This is a genomic window from Flavobacterium hydrophilum, assembly GCF_003202405.1.
GTDB lineage: Bacteria > Bacteroidota > Bacteroidia > Flavobacteriales > Flavobacteriaceae > Flavobacterium > Flavobacterium hydrophilum.
Map to the genome: position 1 here is coordinate 37,017 of NZ_QJHL01000009.1, position 23,015 is coordinate 60,031.

Annotated in this window: 17 protein-coding genes; 6 read left to right on the forward strand and 11 right to left on the reverse strand. The window is 35.3% G+C overall.

Translation table 11 applies throughout. The features are described 5' to 3' along the window. Positions 1-182: 182 nt before the first annotated feature. The 7 genes from DMB68_RS22565 to DMB68_RS22595 all read right to left on the reverse strand — a co-directional run bounded on the left by DMB68_RS22565 (position 183) and on the right by DMB68_RS22595 (position 8,254). Positions 183-1,661 carry an MFS transporter gene (locus DMB68_RS22565; RefSeq protein WP_110348892.1) on the reverse strand — a complete coding sequence of 493 codons (1,479 nt, stop codon included), beginning with the start codon at positions 1,659-1,661 and terminating at the stop codon, positions 183-185. 101 nt (positions 1,662-1,762) lie between these two features. Continuing rightward, the gene (locus DMB68_RS22570) at positions 1,763-2,422 is read right to left on the reverse strand and encodes a response regulator transcription factor (protein ID WP_110348893.1); all 660 of its coding nucleotides are present in this window, start codon (positions 2,420-2,422) and stop codon (positions 1,763-1,765) included. Positions 2,423-2,577: 155 nt separating this feature from the next. Continuing rightward, positions 2,578-4,446 carry a peptidase U32 family protein gene (locus DMB68_RS22575; RefSeq protein ID WP_110348894.1) on the reverse strand — a complete coding sequence of 623 codons (1,869 nt, stop codon included), beginning with the start codon at positions 4,444-4,446 and terminating at the stop codon, positions 2,578-2,580. A 129-nt stretch (positions 4,447-4,575) separates the two neighbouring features. Next, complete coding sequence (locus DMB68_RS22580; RefSeq protein ID WP_110348895.1) at positions 4,576-4,977, reverse strand: hypothetical protein; 402 nt, start codon at positions 4,975-4,977, stop codon at positions 4,576-4,578. Positions 4,978-5,121: 144 nt separating this feature from the next. Further along, on the reverse strand, positions 5,122-5,577 hold the full coding sequence (locus DMB68_RS22585) for a ferritin-like domain-containing protein (protein WP_110348896.1): 456 nt from the start codon (positions 5,575-5,577) through the stop codon (positions 5,122-5,124). A gap of 318 nt (positions 5,578-5,895) precedes the next feature. After that, positions 5,896-7,086 (reverse strand): pyridoxal phosphate-dependent aminotransferase, encoded by a 1,191-nt coding sequence (locus DMB68_RS22590; RefSeq protein WP_110348897.1) that lies wholly within the window; start codon positions 7,084-7,086, stop codon positions 5,896-5,898. Between the two features lie 73 nt (positions 7,087-7,159). Beyond that, positions 7,160-8,254 carry a fatty acid desaturase family protein gene (locus DMB68_RS22595; protein ID WP_110348898.1) on the reverse strand — a complete coding sequence of 365 codons (1,095 nt, stop codon included), beginning with the start codon at positions 8,252-8,254 and terminating at the stop codon, positions 7,160-7,162. 107 nt (positions 8,255-8,361) lie between these two features. Between DMB68_RS22595 and rsmG the strand changes: the two genes are divergently transcribed. Next, a complete protein-coding gene (gene rsmG / locus DMB68_RS22600) occupies positions 8,362-8,991 on the forward strand; it encodes a 16S rRNA (guanine(527)-N(7))-methyltransferase RsmG (protein ID WP_110348899.1) in 630 nt (209 codons plus the stop codon). A gap of 147 nt (positions 8,992-9,138) precedes the next feature. Next, on the forward strand, positions 9,139-10,554 hold the full coding sequence (locus tag DMB68_RS22605; RefSeq protein ID WP_110348900.1) for an alkaline phosphatase: 1,416 nt from the start codon (positions 9,139-9,141) through the stop codon (positions 10,552-10,554). Positions 10,555-10,670: 116 nt separating this feature from the next. On the opposite strand, the gene pruA is transcribed toward DMB68_RS22605, so the two are convergent. Next, complete coding sequence (pruA, locus tag DMB68_RS22610; RefSeq protein ID WP_110348901.1) at positions 10,671-12,299, reverse strand: L-glutamate gamma-semialdehyde dehydrogenase; 1,629 nt, start codon at positions 12,297-12,299, stop codon at positions 10,671-10,673. Between the two features lie 175 nt (positions 12,300-12,474). Between pruA and DMB68_RS22615 the strand changes: the two genes are divergently transcribed. From DMB68_RS22615 to pdeM, 4 genes are read left to right on the forward strand one after another with little or no spacing between them, the layout of a single operon-like run. Next, complete coding sequence (locus DMB68_RS22615; RefSeq protein ID WP_110348902.1) at positions 12,475-13,539, forward strand: ligase-associated DNA damage response exonuclease; 1,065 nt, start codon at positions 12,475-12,477, stop codon at positions 13,537-13,539. Then, complete coding sequence (locus DMB68_RS22620; RefSeq protein ID WP_110348903.1) at positions 13,540-15,141, forward strand: ATP-dependent DNA ligase; 1,602 nt, start codon at positions 13,540-13,542, stop codon at positions 15,139-15,141. Positions 15,142-15,159: 18 nt separating this feature from the next. After that, entirely contained in the window at positions 15,160-17,619 is a 2,460-nt protein-coding gene (locus DMB68_RS22625) for a ligase-associated DNA damage response DEXH box helicase (protein ID WP_110348904.1), read from the forward strand. Between the two features lie 4 nt (positions 17,620-17,623). Then, on the forward strand, positions 17,624-18,256 hold the full coding sequence (gene pdeM, locus DMB68_RS22630) for a ligase-associated DNA damage response endonuclease PdeM (protein ID WP_110348905.1): 633 nt from the start codon (positions 17,624-17,626) through the stop codon (positions 18,254-18,256). Between the two features lies 1 nt (position 18,257). On the opposite strand, the gene apaG is transcribed toward pdeM, so the two are convergent. The 3 genes from apaG to DMB68_RS22645 form a co-directional block, all read right to left on the reverse strand. Beyond that, the gene (gene apaG, locus DMB68_RS22635; RefSeq protein ID WP_110348906.1) at positions 18,258-18,644 is read right to left on the reverse strand and encodes a Co2+/Mg2+ efflux protein ApaG; all 387 of its coding nucleotides are present in this window, start codon (positions 18,642-18,644) and stop codon (positions 18,258-18,260) included. An 81-nt stretch (positions 18,645-18,725) separates the two neighbouring features. Beyond that, a complete protein-coding gene (locus tag DMB68_RS22640) occupies positions 18,726-19,979 on the reverse strand; it encodes a type IX secretion system plug protein (RefSeq protein ID WP_110348907.1) in 1,254 nt (417 codons plus the stop codon). A gap of 74 nt (positions 19,980-20,053) precedes the next feature. Further along, the gene (locus tag DMB68_RS22645) at positions 20,054-22,960 is read right to left on the reverse strand and encodes a DEAD/DEAH box helicase (protein WP_110348908.1); all 2,907 of its coding nucleotides are present in this window, start codon (positions 22,958-22,960) and stop codon (positions 20,054-20,056) included. Positions 22,961-23,015 lie beyond the last annotated feature (55 nt).

A 23,015-nucleotide genomic window follows, 5' to 3' on the forward strand; every position in this document is an offset into this window, starting at 1 on the left:
GTATAAAAAATGATATCAGTTGTTTAGCGGATAATTTTATAAAAAAAGAGTTTCTGAAATAAATCAAAAACTCTTTTTTAGAATTCCTTTTTAATGTTTATAAAAAGGAGAAAAATAGAACACTTTGGCTTAAGCCTAATTCAAATAACTAAATAACTAAGAATTAAAAAAAATATAAAAGCTTATTGTCTATCAATAACTTTTGATAATATGGGCTGTTTCTCATTCATGATTTTGGTAATAGTGTAATGCATCCATATTAGGCAAATAACAGAAAGAAGCAGAATAAAAATCCATGAACTTGACCAGATTCCGGTTGCGGTTAATAAATATCCAAAGATAATTGGTCCGAAGAAACCGCCTAAGCCGCCAATCATACCTACCATTCCGCCAACTACTCCAACTTCTGTAGGGAAATATTCAGGGATGTGTTTGTAAACAGCTGCTTTGCCGATTCCCCATGAAATTCCAATTAAAATAACTAATACTAAGAAAACCCACATATTGGCATCAAACTTAATTACGGTAATTCCTTTTGCAAGCAATTCTTTTTTCTTAACGGGTTGATTTTGCTCCACAACTACTTGCTGCCACGAAGTGCTGGTTGGAAAAATACTACTTTCAGCTGTGATTTCATTTTTTTGATTTACAGGAAAATCTGTTTCTCCAATTTTAATATTTTGATTAGAAACGGAAGTGATTGTTCCTTTTTTGGTTGCCAATACTCCTGGGCCAGTTGTTGTAATTTCCATTTTTGGAACCATTAATAAAGCACTCAAAATAACAGAAGAACTCAATACCCAGTACATTACTTTTCGAGCACCGTATTTATCTGAAAGATATCCTCCAAAAGCCCTGATGACACCTGATGGCAGACTAAACATCGTAGCAAATAGCCCACCCATTACCAAACTCGTTTGATAAACATTCATAAAATTTGGCAATAACCATTGTGAATACGCCACAAAACATCCAAAAACTAAAAAGTAATAGGCTCCAAAACGCCAAACTCGTGCTGATTTTAAAGATCCGAGCATTTGAGAAACTGTTCTTGTATTGTTGTCATTTTTTTTGTTTTGAGTAAATAGTAAAAAAGTGATTCCTATCATTACTAATGCTACTCCGTAAATAACAGGCAATATTTTCCAGCCATTTTGCGGATCTTCTATAGAAAAATGATTTAATAGGGAAGGAGCTAAAAATGTAGTAATTGCAGCACCGGCATTCCCCATTCCGAAGATTCCTAACGCGCGTCCCTGCCATTCTTTCGGATACCAGATTGATGTAAATCCAATTCCAACAGCGAAACCTGTTCCTACCATTCCGAACAAGAAACTTAATATCGCAAACATCAAAAAGCTATTTGCAAAAGGCAATAAAAATAAAGGGATCGAGCAAAGTAACAGTAATAATGAAAATACATATTTACCACCAAATTTATCCGTAAGGATTCCTATTGGCAAACGCATCACGGAACCGGTAAGAATCGGAATTCCAAGTAACCAGCCTACCTGGACAACGCTCCAGTTAAATATGCCGTTATCCACTAAAAAGGTTACTAAAACGCCATTTAAGGTCCAGCATGCAAAACACACCGTAAATGCCAATGTGTTTAAAAATAAAATCTTGTGTGATTGCGATAGTGAATTTGTATTTGTCATTGTACTTATATTTTTTCGGTAAAAATAAGTACTATAACGTAGTTAAAAACTGCGAAAACGCAGTTTTTATAAAATATTTACGTAATTATACGTAGTAGTATCTACAGTAGAGAATATTCAGTCGCTTTATTGGATAATTCCATTAAGTTTTTGACCTTTAATTTTTTCATTAAATTAAAACGGTGTACTTCTGCAGTACGTTTACTTATATCTAAAGCTTCGGCAATTTCTTTATTTCCTTTTCCGGATAATAAAAGTGTCAAAATTTCTTTCTCCCTTTTTGTTATCATCATTTCTTCGCCCAAATTTTGTTTTGGCTCTGCTGAAAGTGACGAACTTGTTAACTGACCTATTAAAATAGAAGAAATATCGCCACTAAAATATTTTCCGCCATTAGCTACGGTATGCAATGCTTTCAAAAATTCATCTTTACTGGAGCCTTTCAATAAATAACCGTCAGCACCTGCTTTTATAGATTTTAACACATATTCTTCCGACTCGTGCATCGAAAGCATAATAATTTTTACGCTGTTATTATCTGCTCTAAGTTTTTCTACTACTTCAATGCCGGTAAAGTTAGGCATTCTAATATCAACAATAAGTAAATCGGGTTTATTGGCAGCAACGACATCAAGCGCATCGGCACCATCAATTGCTTCTCCAACAACTTCTATGTTTGCTTCATTTTCAAGTAAAGATTTGATTCCATCTCTTACAAAAACATGGTCGTCTGCGAGTACAACCCGAATAATATCACTCATATTCTACTTAATTTTGATTCTGAACTTTTACGTATATTCATCTATAACGAGCCGCTAAGATACGTAATTTTTAAATTAAGAAATTAGTTAATTACAAAATGTAAAAAAATGAGTGTATAAAAAAAACCGATACTTCAAAAGTATCGGTTTGTATGTTAATGAAAATGATCTTCTTCTATTTCGAATTCGGCATCTTTTTCCCAGATTTCCATTTCGCAGGGTTTGCAGTTGAATTTTAGTTTGTATTCTAATTCGCCTTGCTTTAATACCAATGGTTCTTTAACCTTCACACCAACAATATCCTTTTGGTGAATCGGACATTTTTTTAATTCGTATTTGATGCAATATTTAGTTGTCATTACACGGGATTTTCCCGGATCCCATTGTAATTCGAATGCTTTTTCGATTTCGGTAACACCGTGTCGTTCGTAGAATTTACGAGCCGTTTTGTTTGAAACGTTGTACATGAAATCCAGTTTGGTTTCCGGATAAGGATGTGACGTTTTTACCAATTGGTGTTCTTCACGTTTATAGTTTGCCAAACGAATTTCAGATAATTGTTCGAAAACATTTCTTCTCATTTCGTTAATTTTTGAAATAGGAAGGAACCAGTTTTGAGAAAATACAACATCAATTTCATCAGCGCTGTATGGTGTGAAACCTGTTTTTGCTAATTGTACTTTGAAGTTTTCTGCGATTGATTCGCCATTTTTGGTTTGCTCTTTTGCGTGTTCTAATTTTACTGTGCTTACATTTCCGTCTTCATCGGTTGCGATTAATTCAAAACCATTTTCGTTTTCGGTAAGCAATAAAGTCGTTCCGATTTTACGAATCGCACTATCTTCTCTTTCAACAATTTTGATGAAAGCTGTATCGTTGTTACGATAAATAAAAGTTCCGTCTTTTACTTCTTTTAGGACGTTTGGATATACTTTTCCGTTCTCGGCTTTGTTTACGTAAATTCCGTCAGCTTCATTGTTTTCGTTGATAAAACAAAGTCCGTCGCCATTGTTTAGTAATTCGCCGTTTTCGATTTCGTAAGCATTTCCAACAGTTCTGATCAATTTACCAATATATTGACCTTTTGATTTTGGACTTTCCCAGGAACCAATTGAGCTGTGTCTTTCGTTTACGAAATAATCCGTATAGCCACGGTTGAAAGTTCTGTTTAAAGTAGAATCAAAAGTATACGTACATTTTCCGGAAGAAGCTTTGGTATATTTATCGCTTCCTTCTAAATAACTGTCTAATTTCTGACGAAGATAAGACACGTTATTTTTAACGTAAGCCACATCTTTAAGACGACCTTCGATTTTAAAAGATACAATTCCGGCTTCAATCAAATTCGGAATTTGATCTGAAACATCTAAATCCTTAATTGAAAGCAGGTGACTGTTTTTGATTAATGTTTCTCCGTTTCCGTCGATTAAGTTGTAAGGTAAACGGCAGTTTTGCGCACAAGAGCCACGGTTGGCGCTTCGTTCTCCGTTTGCCACACTCATATAACAGTTTCCACTGAAAGAAACACAAAGTGCTCCGGTTACGAAGAATTCTAATTCGACATCAGCCTCGTCGTAGATTGTTTTAATTTGATGTAAGTTTAATTCGCGAGCTAAAACCACACGTTTGATACCGGCATCTTTTAAGAATTTGATTTTATCTGCATCACGGTTATTGGCTTGTGTACTGGCGTGAAGTACAATGGGAGGTAAGTCCATTTCCATAATCGCCATATCCTGAATAATCAAAGCATCAACACCAATATCATATAATTCCCAAATCATGGAGCGACACGTTTCTAATTCGTTGTCGTACAAAATGGTATTCATTACCACAAAAACCTGAGCGTTAAATAAATGCGCATATTTTACTAAGGCCGCAACATCTTCAATTGAGTTGTTGGCATTTGAACGTGCTCCAAATTGTGGCGCTCCAATATATACTGCATCTGCACCGCTGTTTATCGCTGCCATTCCGCCAATTAAATCTCTTGCCGGAGCTAATATTTCAATCTTCTTCTTCATTTTTAAAACTTTAGGCTTTTGTGGTATTCACGAAAAAAAGTGTGCAAAGGTCTTATAAATTATTTGAGATTGCTAACGTTGGAGCAGTTTTTTTGAAATTGTTAACTTAATATGGAAATAGTTGATACTTTATTCAGTGCTGCTTTTGTATTTGTTTCCTAAGTATTCAAATTGTATTTGTTTATAGGATACATTTCTAATTTTGTATTTAAATCTTTTTGGGATTAATACAGCTGATATATTCATTTGATCTGTATTAATCCAATAGTAAAGAAATAAAGTGTCATTAATTACTTTTGCATCTCCATAATATTTTAGGCCTCCCGTTTCATGTTTTTCAACTATGATTTCAATGCCACTTTTTGTTTTTTTAGAGGTAATTAATTCTGAAGTTTTACTTTCATTTCTTTTTAAATAGCCGGAATCAAAAGCTTCTTCTGATGAGAATTTAATATTAAAATCTTTAGATTCCTTTTTTACGCAGTTGGCTAATAAAAGAAGAATTATTGAAATAAAAAAAATACGTCTCATGTTGATTGATTTTGATTGAGCTCAAAAGTATAGAAAAAACATAACTGTTTTCAATTTGAAAATGCTCTTATAAAATAAACAAAAAAACTGCCTGATCCGAAGACCAGACAGTTCTCAAAAAAAAAGCATGAATCGATCGATCGATTAATTCGCTTTCATTTTAATTTGTGCCAGTGTGTTTTGAATACTGTTCAGTTGTTTTGAAACAACAGAAACCTGATTGTATTCTAAATGGTTTTCTTCTAAAGCCATTTTGTATTTTTCAATTGCAGCTTCTTCACCGGTTATACAGGCATTGATGATTGCTTCTGTGTCGCCTCCCGTAAATGATGATTTAATGTCAATCCAGGTGCGGTGCAAAGCACCTAGTGGACCACCACCTGATGTGTCAGTTGATTTTCCGAGTTTGTTAATTTCGTCCTGCAGTTCTACGATAAATAGTGCTCTTTCACGCGCATATTCCAGAAAATCAGTTTTCATTGCTGCATTTTCAACGTGTTCTGCAGCGTTGGTGTATCCTAATTTTCCATCCTCGAGAATAGATATTAATCCTTCCAGAGTTTTCACTGCCTCTTTGGTGGTTTCATCTGTATGTATCATGACTATAATTTTTTATAATTTGTATAATACAAAGTTGGGATTTTATAAAGGCTTAATTCTTATAGAATTATGATAGTTGTTTATAATATTGTGGAATGGGAATTTTGAAAGTTGTTTTTTGTTTCTTACAGAATAAGACAATTTATCTTTTAAAATGAATACTTATTGCTTTCGGTTTGGGTTAGGGATAGAAATGAAATCCTTTTACTTTTTTCTTTAAAAAGGAAAAGATTGGAATGGATAGCCCGGCCGGAGGCAACCCCCATAAAAAAAGCCTCAAGAAATTCCTGAGGCTGATTTTATGATTTAGAATCCTGATTAAGCTGTTAAAGCTTCCTTGATTCTGCGTAATGCTTCTTTTAAAATATCGTCGCTTGTTGCGTAAGAGAAACGAATACAATTTGGATTTCCGAAAGCGTCACCTGTTACGGTTGCTACGTTTGCTTCTGCCAAAAGATACATCGATACATCGTTTGCATCTTTGATTTCTGTTCCTTTTAATGTTTTTCCGAAGAAAGAAGAAACGTCTGGAAATACGTAAAATGCACCTTCCGGAACGTTGATTTTAACTCCTGGAATTTCTTTTAATAACCCTACTACTAAATCTCTGCGCGTGTGGAAAGCCTGAACCATGTGGTTTAACACGCTTGGATCTGCATCTACAGCTGTAATTGTAGCTCTTTGTGCAACAGAATTTGCTCCTGAAGTTACTTGTCCCTGAATTTTTGTACACGCTTTTGCGATGAATTCGGGAGCTCCGATATAACCAATTCTGTATCCAGTCATAGCAAATGCTTTTGCAACTCCGTTTACAGTGATTGTTTTTTCTAACATTCCCGGGATTGAACCGATACTGCAGAAAGTTCCTGAGAAATTGATGTGCTCATAAATTTCGTCAGCAACTACATATATATTTGGGTGTTTTTCCAACACTTTTGCAAGAGCTGTTAATTCTTCTCTGCTGTAAACAGACCCCGAAGGATTACAAGGGGAAGAGAACCACATCATTTTTGTTTTTGGTGTGATTGCTGCTTCTAATTGAGCAGGTGTAATTTTGAAATCAGTATCAACAGAAGTTGGAACTTCAACAGGAACACCTCCTGAAAGTTTTACGATTTCGAAATACGAAACCCAGTATGGTGCAGGTAAAATAACTTCGTCACCATCGTTAAGCATTACTTGTGCAATGTTGTATAATGATTGTTTTGCTCCTGTAGAAACTACGATTTGAGATGGTTTGTAATCTAATCCGTTGTCTCTTGTGAATTTTCTGGAAATAGCTTCTCTTAATTCTAAATATCCTTCTACCGGAGAATAAGTGCTGTAGTTTTCGTCTACTGCTTTTTTAACAGCTTCCTTAATAAAGTCAGGAGTATTAAAATCAGGCTCACCTAAACTTAAACTGATAATGTCTTTTCCTTGTGCTTTTAGCTCACGGGCTAATGCAGCCATCGCTAAAGTCTGCGAAGTAGCTAAATTGTTAATTCTGTCTGAAAGAATATGATTCATTATAAAAAATTTAATTGCTCTTAAATATGCTGTTTTCTTAAGAGAGGTTATTATTAATAGATTTTAAGTTTTGTTATGCAAATTCAGGTTTTACCCCAAGATCTTTTAAATGCTTGTAATGTGCCCAGATTGCGCCTCTCATGGTTCTGAATTCATAATAAGGCAAATTACATTCTTTGGCTGTCTCTTTTACAATTTCTGCTATTTTTCCGTAATGGATGTGGCTGATATTTGGAAAAATATGATGCTCTATCTGATGATTTAATCCGCCGGTAAACCAATTCACAATTTTGTTTTTTGGCGCAAAATTAGCGGTAGTGTACAATTGGTGAATGGCCCAGGTGTTTTCGATTTCTCCTTCTTCATTCGGAACCGGGTTTGAAGTTTCTTCAACCACGTGTGCCAACTGAAAAACGATACTCAAAATTAATCCTGCAGTATAATGCATTACAAAAAAACCGATAACGACTTTCCACCAGATTACTCCTAAAAGCATTGGCAAAACCATCCAGATCATTACATAAATTATTTTTGTAATAACCAAAACAGTCCATAATTTGGTTGGACTTTGTGGGGTTCCATACGACAGTTTTCTTTTCAGATAGTTTTTCATCTGTTTGAAATCTGTGGTTAAAGCCCAGTTAAAAGTCAATAATCCGTATAGAAAAAAAGAATAATAATGCTGGAATTTATGAAAACGATGCCACTCGGCATTTTGTGTAAAGCGAATGATTCTTCCGGCGTCAAGATCTTCATCATGCCCGTGAATATTGGTGTAAGTATGGTGCAAAACATTGTGCTGAACCTGCCAGTTGTAGACATTTCCAGCTAAAACATAAATACTGCCACCCATTATTTTATTGATCCATGATTTTGAAGAGTAAGAGCCATGGTTCCCATCATGCATAACGTTCATTCCAATTCCGGCCATGCCGATACCCATCAAAATATTTAATAATAATTGCGCCCAGAAAGGCATGTCAAGCGCGAGAATTAAAAAATAAGGGGTTAGGAAAATGCTAAAAAGAATAATAGCTTTTAGGTGCAACTTCCAGTTTCCGGTTTTTTGGATGTTGTTCTCTTTGAAGTAATTGTTTACCCGTGAGTTAAGCGTTCTGAAAAACTTCAGATTATCCTGCTTTGAAAATGTCGGTGCGGTATTATTCATATTAATTTTAAATAGTTGTCAAAGGTAATTATTATAAATTTTCAATTTGCAAAATTGAGTTAAATATTTCAATCGTAAAGTAGTACTTTTGTTAAAAAATTAGCGCAATGGATGAGATATTGAAATATTTTCCTGATTTGACAGATCTTCAAATCGAACAGTTTCAAAAATTAGACTTTTTATACCACGACTGGAATGAAAAAATCAATGTAATTTCCCGAAAAGATATTGATTCCCTATATATCAAACATATTTTGCATTCGCTTGGAATTGCAAAAATCATGAAATTCGAACCGGGAACAACCGTTTTGGACGTTGGGACTGGAGGCGGTTTTCCTGGGATTCCATTGGCAATTCTTTTTCCTGAAACACGTTTTTATCTAATTGATGTTATTGCGAAAAAAATAAAAGTGGTTCAGGGAGTAGTTGACGCTTTGGAACTGAAAAATGTAAAAGCAGAACAAAAACGTGCCGAATTGGTAAAAGGTGATTTCGATTTTATTGTAAGCCGTGCCGTAACCAATATGCCGGATTTTGTTTCCTGGATTCATGATAAAATTAAAAAACAGCACAAGCACACGTTGAAAAATGGAATTCTGTATTTAAAAGGAGGTGATTTGACAGAAGAATTAAAAGATTTTCCAAAAGCAACTTTATATGATTTGTCTACTATTTTTGAAGATGAGTTTTTTGAAACCAAAAAAGTGGTACATCTGCCATTGAAATTTCAGCCTTAATTTTTATTTATACAAATACAGCCCGATACTATTTTTCCTTAAAATTGTTATCGGGTTTTTTTATGCCTGAAAAGCAATCATAACCTAAATGATAATTTGTAGCTGATCCAATTTCCTTACCTTTGAAAATGCTTAAATAAAGTTATAATGAATAGAAGGAAGTTCTTTAAAAATGGCTCATTGTTTACAATAGGAGCCGCAATTATGAATCCGTTTGAGGGTTCTGCAAATGTTTTAGATTTAGAGTCTGCAAATAAAAATAAAAAGGCAAAAAATATCATCTTACTGGTGAGTGACGGAATGAGTACCGGGACGCTTAATATGACCGATTTGTATCTGAACAGAAAAAATGGCAAAGGTTCAAACTGGATACAATTGTATAAAGATAACAGAGTTTCAAGAGCTTTGATGGACACCGCTTCTGCGAGTTCTATAGTAACCGATTCATCTGCTGCGAGTTCTTCATGGGGAGGCGGTTTTCGTGTAAACAATGGCGCTTTAAATGTTAGCCCGCAAGGAGAACCGCATTTACCAATCTGGCAAAAATTTAAAAAATCAGGAAAAATGGCGGGCTGTGTGACTACAGTTCCTATTACGCATGCAACTCCGGCCGGTTTTTGTGTTAACAGTAAAAGCAGAAATGCCCAGGAAGATATTGCCGAACAATATTTGGAATTGGGTTTTGATATTATGATGGGAGGCGGAGCCAATTATTTCAGTCCGGAATTACGGAAAGATAAAAAAGATATGTATGCTGCTTTTAAATCGAAAGGATACCAAGTTGTCAAAACTAAATCTGAAATGGAGGGTGCATCTAATTCTAAACCTGTTTTGGGTGTGTTTGCAGATGACGGACTTCCATATTATGTGGACAGAAACAGTGATGAAAAATTAAAAACCACTATTCCGAGTCTTGCCGAAATGTCTCAAAAAGCAATCGACAGAATGAAAGGCCATAAAAATGGTTTTGTGTTGCAAATTGAAAGTGGAAAAGTGGATTGGGCAGCACATGGTAACGATATTGCCGGTTTGATTAACGACCAGATTGAATTTGATGAAGCTGTAAAAGTTGCGATAGATTTTGCTGAAAAAGACAAAGAAACATTAGTAATCATTACCACAGATCACGGAAATGCAAATCCGGGAATTATTTACGGAAAAAATGCCAATGACAATTTCGACAGTATTCAGAAATATACACAGACCAACGAATGGATTCTGAATCAGATAAAACCAGAATCTTCTGTTGCGCACGTAAAAGAAATTATTGAAAAAGCAAACGGTCACTCGGTTTCTGATGAAGACGCCAAATATGTATTGGGTTATTATGACGGATTGCACAAAGAAGATGGTTTGTATAATTATAAAAAATTACCCTATAAAGCTTTCGCAGAAATGCAGGGGAAAATAAATTCGGTAGGCTGGATCAGTATGGATCATTCGGCAGACTATGTCGAATTGGCCATGTTTGGTCCTGGAAGCGAACTCTTAAAACCTTTCGTAAAAAATACCGACTTACATTATCTAATGCTACAAGCTGCAGAAGTGGAGAATAAATTTTAGACGTTGGTAAGATTTTAAAATTCACATCAACAAAAAAGTAAGCCGAATCTTAATGAAAAGATTCGGCTTTTTTATATTGAAAAGTCTTTTAAGACTTTTGACCTTCGATTTTAAGACTATTCTCCCAAGAAAGGATATCTGTAGTCTTCAGGAGTTACAAAAGTTTCTTTGATAGTTCTAGGAGAAGCCCAACGCAATAAGTTCAATGCAGAACCCGCTTTATCGTTAGTTCCCGAAGCTCTTGCACCACCAAAAGGCTGCATTCCTACAACTGCTCCGGTTGGTTTGTCGTTGATGTAGAAGTTACCTGCTGAATTTTGCAATTTCACAGTAGCTACTTCAATAGCATAGCGATCCTGGCTGAAAACCGCTCCTGTTAAAGCGTACTCAGAAGTTGTATTAACCAATTCTAAAGTTTCTTCCCACTTAGCATCTTCGTAGATGTAAATTGTCACAACCGGTCCGAATAATTCGGTTTCCATTGTAGTATATTTTGGATTTGTCGTTACAATAACGGTTGGTTCTACAAAGTAACCTACAGATTTGTCATAGTTTCCTCCAACAATAATTTCAGCATCAGCGTCATTTTTAGCCTGATCAATATAACTCGCTAATTTATCAAAAGAACCTTCGTGAATAACCGCAGTAATAAAGTTTCCAAAATCTTCCGGAGAACCCATTTTCATCGATTTTACGTCGGTGATCAATTGCTCTTTTACAGCTGGCCATAAACTTTGCGGAATATAAACTCTTGAAGCCGCAGAACATTTTTGTCCCTGAAATTCAAAAGCACCACGCGTAATTCCCGTAACAACTTGTTTTACGTTAGCACTTGGGTGAGCAATGATAAAATCTTTACCACCGGTTTCACCAACGATTCTTGGATATGTTTTATAGTTGTGAATGTTGGCTCCAATTTTAGCCCAGATATCTTTAAATACATGAGTCGATCCTGTAAAGTGAACACCTGCAAAATCACGGCTTGCCAAAACAGTATCGGTAATCATTAAAGCATCTCCAAAAACAACGTTGATAACGCCATCAGGAACACCTGCTTCTTTAAAAACATCCAAAATAATTTTTGTAGAAAATACCTGACTGTCACTTGGTTTCCAAACCACAACGTTACCCATCATCGCAGCACTTGCCGGAAGATTGGCAGCGATAGCTGTAAAGTTGAATGGCGTAATAGCATAAACAAAACCTTCAAGCGGTCTGTATTCTAAACGGTTCCAGGTTGTTGAATCCGATTTTGGCTGATCTCCGTAAATTTGAGTCATGAATTCTACGTTGTAACGTAAAAAGTCGATCAATTCACAAGAAGCATCAATTTCTGCCTGATGAATATTTTTAGACTGACCAATCATAGTCGCAGCATTTATACGTGCTCTGTATGGACCTGCGATTAATTCAGCCGCTTTTAAGAAAATAGCAGCACGTTGTTCCCACGCCATATTTGCCCAAGCATGTCTTGATTCAAGAGCATTGGCAATCGCTTTTTCGATATGTTGTTTTTCAGCCAAATGATATTTTCCAACAACGTGCTGGTGATCATGTGGAGCTGTTATATTTCTGGTATTTCCGGTTCTGATTTCTTCGTTTCCAATATGCAAAGGAACGTCAATTTGAGAATTCCACATTGTAGTGTAAGCTGCCTGAACAGCGGTTCTTTCCGGAGAGTTGGGTGCGTATCCTTTTACCGGTTCATTAACCGCTTTAGGTACATTAAAAAATCCTTTTAACATGGGATAAGATATTTTGAAATTACGAATTGTTTAATTTTAGGCAAAAGTACAAAGGTTATTTTGATTATATCACAATACAATATTAAAATGTTGTAATTTAATAAACTAATCCCGTCAAGTTGTAAATGTCTGTTTTTATAAAGTTTTAAATTTGAGAGACTTCAATTTTTGTATTATGAAAATTCCACTTTTAGCTTTTAACGATAAAGGAATTTACTGTCAACAGGCCGATGTTTATCTCGATCCCTGGCGACCGGTTAAGAATGCCATTATTACACACGGTCACGCCGATCACTCCCGTTGGGGGCATCAAAACTATATTACACATCATACTAATGTACCAATCATTCGGCATCGTTTGGGCGAAATAAATGTTACCGGAAAAGAATGGGGAGAAAGCTTTGTCATCAATAATGTAAAGTTCTCGCTTCACCCTGCAGGACACATTATTGGAAGTTCACAAATTCGTGTTGAACACAAAGGGGAAGTCTGGGTTTTTACAGGAGATTATAAAACCGAAGACGATGGAATTTCAGTTCCATACGAAGTGGTAAAATGCCACACTTTCATTACCGAATGTACTTTTGGATTACCTGCTTTCAATTGGACACCGCAGGCAGAAGTTATTACAGAAATCAACAATTGGTGGGTAGAAAATAAAGCCGAGGGAAAAACGTCCATTCTTTTTGGATATTCGTTGGGTAAAGCGCAACGACTTTTAAAATATCTCGATACCGATATTGGTAAAATATACACGCATGGAGCGATTGAAAACATGACTAATGTTTTGCGTCCGATGGTCGATTTTCCTCCAACAACTTTGATTACGCGTGAAACCAAAAAAGAGGAATTTGCTGGAAATATTGTTCTCGCTCCGCCCAGTGCGCATGGAAGTGTTTGGATTAGAAAAATGACGCCTTTTGTGACTGGTTCAGCAAGTGGCTGGATGGCTTTTCGCGGCGCAAGACGCAGACGTGCGATTGATAAGGGTTTTGTGTTGAGCGATCACTGCGATTGGTACTCACTTTTGGATAGCATCAAAGCCACAGGTGCAGAAAAAGTAATCTGCACACACGGTTACACCGATATTTTTTCCAAATATTTGAGGGAATTGGGTTACGATGCCAGAACCGAAAAAACACAATATGAAGGTGAAACGGCAGAAATGGAAAAGGATGAAAAAGAAGTTGTATTCGAACAAAACGAAACCCCGATTATTTCTGAAAATAACGAATTGTAGATGAAAAATTTCGCCCAACTCATAAAAACTCTTGACAGCTCGAATAAAACGAACGTAAAAGTCGATGCCCTGACGACGTATTTTAAAAATGCATCGCCGGAAGATAAAGTATGGACGATTGCGATTTTGTCTCATCGTCGCCCGCCAAGACCTGTTAATACGACTTTGTTGCGAATTTGGGCAAATGAATTAGCGAATATTCCGCTCTGGCTTTTTGAGGAAAGTTATCATATTGTCGGTGATTTGGCGGAAACGATTGCTTTAATTATTCCAACTACAAAAGAACATTCGGATAAAAGTTTAACCGAATATCTTCAGGAAATTATTGCGTTAAAAAAGAAATCAGATATTGAGAAAAAAGAATATTTGCATGAAAACTGGCTAGCGCTGAATTACTATGAACGCTTTGTCTTTACAAAATTAATTACCGGAAGTTTACGAATCGGCGTAAGCCAAAAATTAATGACCCGTGCCTTATCAAAAGCAGAAGCTGTTGATGAAGATGCTTTGGCGTATAAATTAATGGGAAATTGGGATCCGAATACCATTACTTTCCAGGAATTGATTCTGGATGAAAAAAGCAGCGATTATTTATCAAAACCTTATCCATTTTATCTGGCTTATCCAATTGAAGGCGAAGTGGATAATTTAGGAAATCCCGAAGACTGGTCGGTTGAACATAAGTGGGACGGAATCCGTTCACAAACCATTATCCGTGAAAACGAAATGTATGTCTGGTCAAGAGGCGAGGAGCTGGTTACTGATAAATATCCGGAGTTTAAATCTTTTATCGGAATTATTCCGGACGGAACCGTTATTGATGCTGAAATTCTAGCTTTTCCTGAGAAAGAAATCGGAACTTTTAATGATCTGCAAGCCCGAATAGGACGTAAAACTATTTCGGCCTCTTTGTTGGAAAAAGTTCCTGTAATATTAAAAGCGTACGATATTTTAGAATGGGAAGGTCAGGATATTCGAAATTTACCTTATTCCGAAAGAAGATTATTATTAGAACAATTATATGATTCGATAAAAGATAGAACGCCACATTTTCAATTATCAGAAAGAGTGCTTCTCCATTCCTGGGAAGATGTATCCAACGAAAGGATGCGTGCCCGCGAAATGAAAAGCGAAGGCTTGATGTTAAAAAGAAATGATTCACCCTATCAGGTGGGAAGAAAAAAGGGCGATTGGTGGAAATGGAAAATTGAGCCTCTCGTAATTGATGCCGTTTTAACCTATGCGATGCGCGGACACGGACGACGCTCCAATCTTTTTACCGATTATACTTTTGCGCTGTGGCAAAACAATGATAATGGAGAAAGAGAATTAGTAACATTCGCCAAAGCCTATTCCGGTTTAACCGATGCTGAATTCAGAAAAGTTGATGACTTTATCAAAAAAAATACTTTGGAACGATTTGGTCCGGTTCGAAGTGTAACGCCTCAATTGGTTTTCGAAATTGGTTTTGAAGGAATTGCACTTTCCAAAAGACATAAAAGCGGTATCGCCACCCGTTTTCCAAGAATCTTGAGATGGCGGCAGGATAAAAAAATAGAGGATGCCAACTCAATTGAAGATTTAAAAAGTATGATTTCATAAGTCAAATCCTCTCCAAAAATGAACAGAGACGAATTATATACCATCGCAGAAAACTGGTTTCATGATCAGGGCTGGAAAGCATTTCCATTCCAAACCCAGACGTGGACTGCTTTTCTGCAAGGAAAAAACGGGTTATTGAACGCTCCAACCGGAAGCGGAAAAACGTATGCCTTATGGTTTCCGATCGTTCTCGATTACATGAAGAAAAATCCGAATTATAAAACCAAACATAAACCCGGATTAAAAGCCATCTGGATAACGCCTTTACGTGCACTTTCTGTTGAAATAAAACAAGCTGCCGAAAGAATTCTTAACGATCTGGATACGCAAATGACGGTTGGAATTCGGTCCGGAGATACTTCGCAAAGTGAAAGAACAAAGCAAAGCAAAAAAATGCCAGACTTGCTGGTTACCACTCCGGAAAGTCTGCAATTACTATTGGCTTCAAAAGAATTTGCAAAAACTTTTGCCAGTTGTTCTGCCATTGTGGTTGACGAATGGCACGAACTATTAGGAACAAAACGTGGCGTCCAAATGGAACTGGCTCTATCCCGACTAAAAAAGGTTGCACCCAAAATGCGAATTTGGGGAATTTCTGCCACCATCGGAAATCTGGAACTGGCGCAACAGGTATTATTAGGTTTAAATTCTGAGACCTACCAAAATTCAGTTTTGATTAAAGCCCACATCAACAAAAAAATAAAAGTACTTTCGATACTGCCAGACAAAATGGACAGTTATCCGTGGCGTGGTCACATGGGATTACATCTAATTGATGAGGTTGCTAAAATAGTACGGAAAAGCAAAACTACTTTAATTTTTACCAATGTACGTTCTGCCTGCGAAATGTGGTTTCAGGCAATATTGGAGAAATATCCGGAGTTTGCCGGAGATATGGCGATGCATCACGGAAGCATAAGCAGGGAAACCCGTTTGTGGGTTGAAAATGCGATTAGAAACGAAGAATTAAAAGTAGTGGTGTGTACTTCAAGCTTGGATTTGGGAGTAGATTTTGCCCCTGTTGAAACTATTATTCAGGTAGGCGGTCCAAAAGGTGTTGCCCGTTTTTTGCAAAGAGCAGGACGAAGCGGTCACCAACCCGGTAAAGAAAGTGTGATTTACTTTTTGGCAACTCACGCCATAGAATTGATTGAAGCTTCGGCACTTAAAAAAGCGGTTGCTAAAACCATTGTTGAAGACCGAATTCCCTATTTGAACAGTTGGGATGTTTTGGTGCAATACCTAAATACATTAGCGGTTTCTGACGGATTTTTTCCGGATGAAATTTTTGAAGAGGTGCGACAAACGTTCTGTTATCAAAACATCACAAAGGAAAACTGGAACTGGATTCTGAACTTCATAACCAATGGAAGTCAGAGTTTACGGGCGTATGATGAATACAAAAAAGTAGAAATTGAAGAAGACGGCCGTTTTAAAATCAATAGCCGACTGATTGCGATGCACCACAGAATGCAAATTGGAACCATTGTTGGCGACGCATCATTAAATGTGAAATTTTTAAGCGGAGGTTATATAGGGAATATTGAAGAATGGTTTGCTTCAAAACTCCAGCCGGGAGATGTTTTTACTTTCGCTGGAAAAAGATTGGAATTATTTCGTGTAAAAAATATGCAGGTATTGGTACGAAAAGCAGATCCTAAAAAAGAATCCCGAACCGTAAGCTGGATGGGCGGGCGAATGGCATTATCGGTGCAAATGAGTGAATTGCTTCGGGAAGAATTGTACGCTGCTAATTCTGATGATTTGACCCCGGAATTAAAAGCTTTGCAGCCTATTTTTGCAAGACAGAGAAAAGAAAGTATTGTACCTTCTGATGATGAATTTTTAATTGAAACTTTCAAAACCAGAGAAGGGTATCATGCCGTTTTTTATCTTTTCGAAGGCAGGTTTGTGCATGAAGCTTTAGCAAGTATTTTATCTTACCGTATCAGTTTACTGTTTCCGATAACTTTTTCGCTGGCGTATAATGATTACGGTTTTGAATTACTCTCCGATCAGGAGATTGATATGCAGTCTGTTTTTGATAATAATTTATTTTCAACAGAATATGTACACCATGATTTGCAAAAAAGCCTAAATTTAACGGAAATGGCCCGAAGAAAGTTCAGAGATATTGCTGTAATTGCCGGTCTGGTTTTTACGGGAATGCCCGGAAGACCTGTTAAAACAAAGCATTTACAGAGCGGATCACAATTGCTTTTTGAAGTTTTCAGGGATTATGAACCGGATAATTTATTACTCCAGCAGGCATATTCAGAAACAATTGAACATCAGCTGGAAGAAGGACGCTTGATTCAGGCTTTGGAAAGAGTGAATAAACAGACTATTGTCTGGAAACAGTGCAAAAAGCCTACACCATTTAGTTTTCCAATCATTACAGACCGATTGAGGGAAAAATTATCCAGTGAGACATTGGCAGAAAGGATCAAAAAAATGACAGCGAGTTACATGAAATAATAACATGAAAATTACAATCAACAATCAAAAATTTGTTTTACACTCGTGTGGGGCTGCTTATTGGGAAGAAAAGAAAATACTTCTAATATCTGATCTGCATTTGGGCAAAGTATCACATTTTAGAAAACACGGCATGCCAATTCCGGAGAAAGCCGTTCAGGAAAATTTTAATCGATTGAATAATGTTTTAGAATTATTTGATGCCGAAACGATTATTTTTTTGGGAGATTTATTTCACAGTAAAATCAATAATGAATGGAATTTCTTTGCAGACTGGACAAAGACAATTTTGCAAAGGATTATTTTGATTGAAGGCAATCACGACATTATTTCAAAAAAATATTATACAGTTTTAAATATCGAAATTTATTCGGAACTAATAATTGATGATTTTCTGCTTACACATCATCCAACAGAACGTGAAAATTTATTTAATTTTTGCGGTCACATTCATCCCGGAATTAAACTAAAAGGATTAGGAAAACAATTCTTAAGCTTGTCTTGTTTTTTCAGAAAAACGAATCAAATGATTTTTCCGGCTTTTGGAGAATTTACGGGGAATTATTATCTGACTCCCACAGAAAATGACAAAGTATATGCTCTTGCCAAGGGGGAAATAATAGAAATTAAAAACTAATTTAATTCAAGGCGAAAGGTGCGCACATTCTAAAAGTAGGAACTATCACCTTAAAAATTTTGGTTGTAGTAAAATTGATCATATTAAAATGACCTTTCATTGCACCATAAGGAGATGATAATAAACAACCTGAACTATAGGTGTGATTTTCTCCTGGTTTTAAAACAGGTTTTTTTCCGATAACGCCTTCTCCGTCAACTACTTCAAGATCGTTTAAAGAGTCGAAAATTTCCCAGTGACGTGATGTTAACTGTACAGAATCTTTACTGTGATTTTCGATTGTAACAACATAACTAAATGCAAAATGAATCTTGTAGTTCTTGAAGTAAGTACCTTCAAAACTAGTTAAAACAGATATTTTTATGCCTCTTGTTATCTGAGAAACCATAACTAAAGTAGTATATATGTGTGCGTTATAACTGCAAACTTACAAAAAAAAATGATTCAATTTAAATCCTTTTTAGAATGTTTAGTTAATAATATTCAATGAGTTCGCATTTCCTTTTCCAATAACTCTTTGGTATCGGTCGGTATTTTCACGATAATAAACTAAAATAGTATATTCATTTTCGGTTTGATAAAAATTGCCATCTATAGCATTTTCATAATCAATTTCACCTTTTTTATCAGCAACAGTATATTGAAAATTGGTGAATCCCTGTTTAATCATGACAGCTTTTTCGTAGATTCCTTTCTCTGCATTATAATCCATTTTGTATTCTTGTGACAAGCTGTAATTATTGAACATTCCTGTAATATAGATGTCTTTGTTCAATCTAAAAGCTGGAGCAGAAAGACTAAAATAAACCCAGGCATAGTCAGCCTCAATTTCCTGATTAGAACCGTTGATATTTTTGACTACAAAATTCCCATTGACATCCTGATATACTGTATAAATCTGATTGCCTCTTGCTGGGCTTGTGTATAAAAATGAACTGTAAATATCGCTGGTAGAGCTCACTTTTGCTACATTGTTATTAGCTGCTCTGATATCTTTATTTTCAAAGTATAAAAATTCATTTCCGCCCCAGAACTGCGTTTCACTATCGTATTTATAAACTAATTGATTTCCAAGTGTATATTGTGGACGAATGTTTTTAATACAAGTGTTAAAATCTCCGTTTTGCAGTAAAAGTACTTTTACGTTTTGCAAAGGTGTCTGAAATGCAATATCATTTGAAGCAATTGAAAAATCCAGATTCTGCTTTTGATTAATATTGTTTAGGTTTCGGGTACGTTTTACCTGAGCTGCTACAGTACATTGGTTCTCATATAAAATAAATTTTCTGGAGAAAACAACTTCTCGGTCTTCATTCAGTATTCTTAAGATATAATTTCCTGAAATTCGCAACTGTGTCGTAAATTGGTTTGGAAAGTTAATACGATAGTGCGAATAACTCTGCAGCGTATTAAAAGAATTACTGTAATCCATAATCCTTTGATTGTCTAATCCGAGAATATAATCCATTTTAGGAATTTCAGAAGCTTTCCAGTTGTAGTCGCAGTGTATAATCTCAAAATAATAATTGGCTTCATTGCCATACAAATCATCAAACTGTAATTCAAATGTGGAGCCCAATTCAAATATGGGAACAACATTGCTGCCGTTTTGAACAAAGGAAACGGTTTTTATATTATAAGGAGGATTGATTTCTTTTTCCTGGGCTTTTGCCAAAGTGAAAATTAAAAGAAAAACTAAGCTTGTATATAAAAATTTCGGCATCTCATTTAGTTGTAAGATTGTAAATATAACAATTTTATGTAACGAAAAAGATGCCATTCTATTGGATTTTACTGCTAAGATCCCAAAATATAGGCTAAGTTACCTTCAATTTCATCATTGATATAACTTTCTTCTAAAAGCGAATCAGATAAAAGTTTTTTATTTTCCTGCAGTTTAATAATCTTTTCTTCCACTGTATTTTTCGAAATAAAACGAATAACATTTACTTTATTTAACTGCCCAATTCGGTGGGCTCGTCCAACTCCCTGTTTTTCTGCAAAAGGATTCCACCACGGATCCAAGAATAAAACATAAGAAGCTTTGGTAATATTCAGACCAACACCTCCCGCTTTTAGCGAAATAAAAAACAATAACGGATTTTCTTTTTCCTGAAACAATTTTACCTGCTGTTCTCTTCTTCCGGATGGAGTTTCTCCTGTAATTTCACAAAACGCTACTTTGTTTTCCCTGCACCAATCCGTGTAAAAATTCAAATTGGTAACAAACGAACTAAAAATGATAACTTTTTGTTTTGCTTTTACTAAATTTTCCAGGTAATTGGTAACCGCAATGTATTTTCCGGAATCAATTTCCGATTTCTGATCGACCATTTTCGGATGATTACTCAGCTGTCTTAACTTCATCAAAGTATTGATAATACTGATTTTGTCCGGACTTGATCCGTCCGTTTTAAGCAGGAAATTACGAGCTTTTGATTTTTCTTTCTCGTATAGTTTTTCCTGTTCAGGATCCATATCACAATAATAAATCTGCTCTGTCAATTCAGGCAAATCCTTTAAAACCTGCTCTTTTGTTCTTCGTAAAATATAAGGGTGTATAAGATTTTTTAATTCTGCTAAAATATTTTCATCCTGTTTTTTCTCAATAGGAATTTTAAAATTTTCTGCAAAAAAGCTGTAACTCCCCAAAATTTCAGGATTTATAAACTCCATTTGAGACCATAAGTCGTCAAGCGAATTTTCGATCGGCGTTCCGCTTAAAGCGATTTTATGAACCGTATTTATTTTGTTAATTGCTTTAAAAATCTTAGAATTTTTGTTTTTGATGTATTGACTTTCGTCCAAAATTAAATAGCGGAAATCGTATTTTTCTAAAATTGAAATATCACGATGAACAATGCTATAACTGGTAAAAATCAAATCGGTTGAATTTATTCTGCCGGCTAATAATTTTCGGTCATTGCCCACGTACTGCATTTTCGAAAAATGCGGAGTAAACTTCCCAGCTTCATTAAACCAGTTAAAAACCAATGAAGAAGGAAGCACAATCAAAGCTTTAAGCGGCTCTCTTTCAATGGTTGTTTCGTTTGCAAACAAATCAAAATTAGAGGTTTTGGTAGTAAAACCTAATTGTTCCTGAACTGATACCAAAACGGCTAAAGTCTGAAGTGTTTTTCCAAGTCCCATATCATCGGCCAGGCAGGCTCCAAGATTAGAGTTGAAATGACCTAAAAGCCATTTTACGCCATCAATTTGATACGGTCTTAAAGTTGCTTTTAGTAAATCTGAAGATGTAAATTCGGCTTTGTGAATTTGGTCCAAATCATTTTCGATTTCTGAAATTCCGTCTAAAGCTGTAAAATTGCTTTTGCGTAAAAGCAATTCTCCATTTTCTGTTTTGGCTAATTTTGCCAGAGAGCCATATTTACTGAACCATTCTAACGGAATTAAAAAATAATTTCCGTCAGGCAGCATAAAAAGTCTTTCCTTGCTTTTTATATTGGGTATGATTTCGCTGAAATTGATTTTATAATTACCAATCGTAATAATTATTTTAATATCAAACCAGTCTGCTTTTGTTTCTTTTGCAATTGAAATCGTATTGCTTTCTGTGATGATTTCTTTGCTTTCCAGTTTTAAATTTTGGATTGTAAAACCTAAACTCTCAAGCTTTTCTTTATTGTCAATAATTAATTGGATATTGATATAAGGATCATTGATTTCTGAATCCTTATCCAGTCCAAACAATTCGTTTTTGATTTTTACTAAACCAATTTCGAGTAGTTTTTTTGTATATAAAATTTCGACAGCACTTCTTTTAAACTGAATTATTTTGGGTTCATTAGCAATGCTGAAATCCACAAAAGAATGTGTTTTTTTAGTTTTACCGGCGTCAAATAAATAGCCGTTATAATCGAAATAAAGGTTGAGGTAATAACAATTTTTAAAGAAATCATAAACAGGCTGAATTGTACTTGAAATAATTTTGTCACGAACTTCCATTTCAAAACCCGTCGCTTCAATATCGATTTTTTTTGCTATTTCAGGAATAAAGCCTTTAAAATAATTATCAACCAGTTTTGAAGGAATTTCGATTGATTTTTTCTTCAGAAAAGGGGTTAGTTTTTTAGAATTGAGTTCTTTTAATCGCCCTAATTTTTTATTGATAATTAACCAGCCCGGTTCATCTAAAAGAATGGTAACACTACTATTCATGGGTAAAAAAGTATTTTTGTTTTCTTTTAAAGAAAGGGTATAAGTAATGCCTTCGGAATGTTTATCAAATTGAATCTGAGGTTCAAAATAAAGAGGTTCGATAGCAACTCTTGAACGATAAAAGTCTTTTTCAGGTCCCAAATTCAAAGATAGTGGGAATTGTTCCTTCACAATCAAATCGTAAAAGGAACTTAAATTGAAATTTAAATACTGACGGATTGCAAAATCAATTTTAGAATCTTTTTGTAAATCAGCAATGGTTTTAGCCGATTTGATTTTGGCACTGAACTTTTTGAAAATGAATTCAGGTTTTAAAGATTCACAGGCTGTCATGATTTTTTTAGTATTGGAATCTAAATTTTCAAAATCAATTCCAAAACTTTCAATGATATCTTTAGTTGCCTTTTTGTCTAAGTATTTAATATCGCTTGTGTTCCCGACAATATAGGACGTTGGAATATAAGCATTCAGATTTTTATCAAAACTGATGTCAAAACAAAACTGAAATGATTTTGTAGGTTCCAAGATTTAAAGATTTGGTTAGGCTTGTAATTTGGGAATTGTGCTAAAAAAAAGCGTT